Genomic DNA, 1251 nt, shown 5'->3' with positions numbered 1-1251 from the left:
ACGTCGGCCGCCCCCTGTGGGAGGCGTGAACGGATCGGAGAGAAGAGCGACGGGGCCGTGCGGAGGATGTCCGCGCGGCCCCGTTTCGTTCCTCATGCGGGTCGCCCCAAAGGTCCTCAGGCTTCCTGACTCTCCGCTACAATATAAAAATTTCACATGAAAATCAATCTACAACCCAGAAAGAAATCTCCCTTCCGACATCTCGCGCCTCTTTAATGTATTGAGAAACATCAGCCTCCCCTATGACAGCAGAGCAGAACCCCTCAACAACCCTGGAAACTTTGGACCTATACCAAACAAGCCTCGCATCACCTTCAACATCCAAAACCTCCTCACGCTGATCCAAATCCCCTTCAATCCACCAAAAAACCCAATCATCAAAGCATTCAGATATAAAATCCAAAGAAGCCTGGCCATTCGACATGTCGAGCAATTCATTAATCGCAATTATTATGTCAGCCAGAGCTTGTTCTAGATGACTTGCACCATCGCTGTCGAAATCCTCCATGAAGGCATCAAAGAAAGTTTCAAACCTTTGCACGCCGGATTCGACAATCACACCGTGGAGAGCAATTTCTGAACAAACACCCTCGACACAAGCAGAAATATCACCCCTCTCTAAAAAGCATTCATCTTGAAGCCGCCTAAGGGCACCAACAAACATAAGGGCGAGAACTCCAGCAGCCCTCATACCCAAACCTGCACCGTCAGAGAGCAAAATTTTACGAGAATTTTCCATCAGATGTCATCGAAACCAAACGGCAAATGAATCACCAAAGATCGTCCCTCCTCGATTAGTTATTTCTTGCTGACATGCCGCACAGAAAGGCCTGCTCGCAGCAACCTGCGACGGAGATCCTCCGGTAGCATCCAAGCCATCGAGTGCAGCGACTTCCGCATGAACGTTCCTGCGTCCAGTGCTAACTGTCAACCCCGGCGCGGCAGCCCTCTGTGCAGCACTCATATTAGCTGTTCCACCTGCAGCATACACATCATAAACAGCCCCTTCTCCGTCCACACCCCTGGCGCCAGCAGTTGTTCTTCTGCTCTGCGCAGCAGAGGGAAGCAGATCATGAAGACCATCAACTGTACCCTTAAGGTTTGCAGGACAAGAGCCGCTTTGATTGTGAGCGAGAGTGTCTGTTTCTCCGACAGCCACGTGGAACGTGTGGACGCCCTGGACGGTCAGGTTATGGACCGTCGCGAGCTGTGTCCAGGCCCCGACCGCGGACACCCGCACCCACGTACCGG

Annotated in this window: 1 protein-coding gene; it reads right to left on the bottom strand. The window is 52.1% G+C overall.

Going from position 1 to position 1251, the window contains the following annotated elements:
• Positions 1 to 163 precede the first annotated feature (163 nt).
• Positions 164 to 739 carry a hypothetical protein gene (locus B042_RS25845; protein WP_155989171.1) on the bottom strand — a complete coding sequence of 192 codons (576 nt, stop codon included), beginning with the start codon at positions 737 to 739 and terminating at the stop codon, positions 164 to 166.
• Positions 740 to 1251: the final 512 nt, after the last annotated feature.

The organism is Nocardiopsis sp. CNT312 (genome assembly GCF_000515115.1).
Classification (GTDB): Bacteria; Actinomycetota; Actinomycetes; order Streptosporangiales; family Streptosporangiaceae; genus Nocardiopsis.
This window is presented reverse-complemented; position numbering and strand designations above follow the sequence as displayed.

Excerpts from the sequence above, each read along its gene's own strand:
- B042_RS25845 (WP_155989171.1), bottom strand. The coding sequence starts at position 739 with ATGGAAAATTCTCGTAAAATTTTGCTCTCTGACGGTGCAGGTTTGGGT.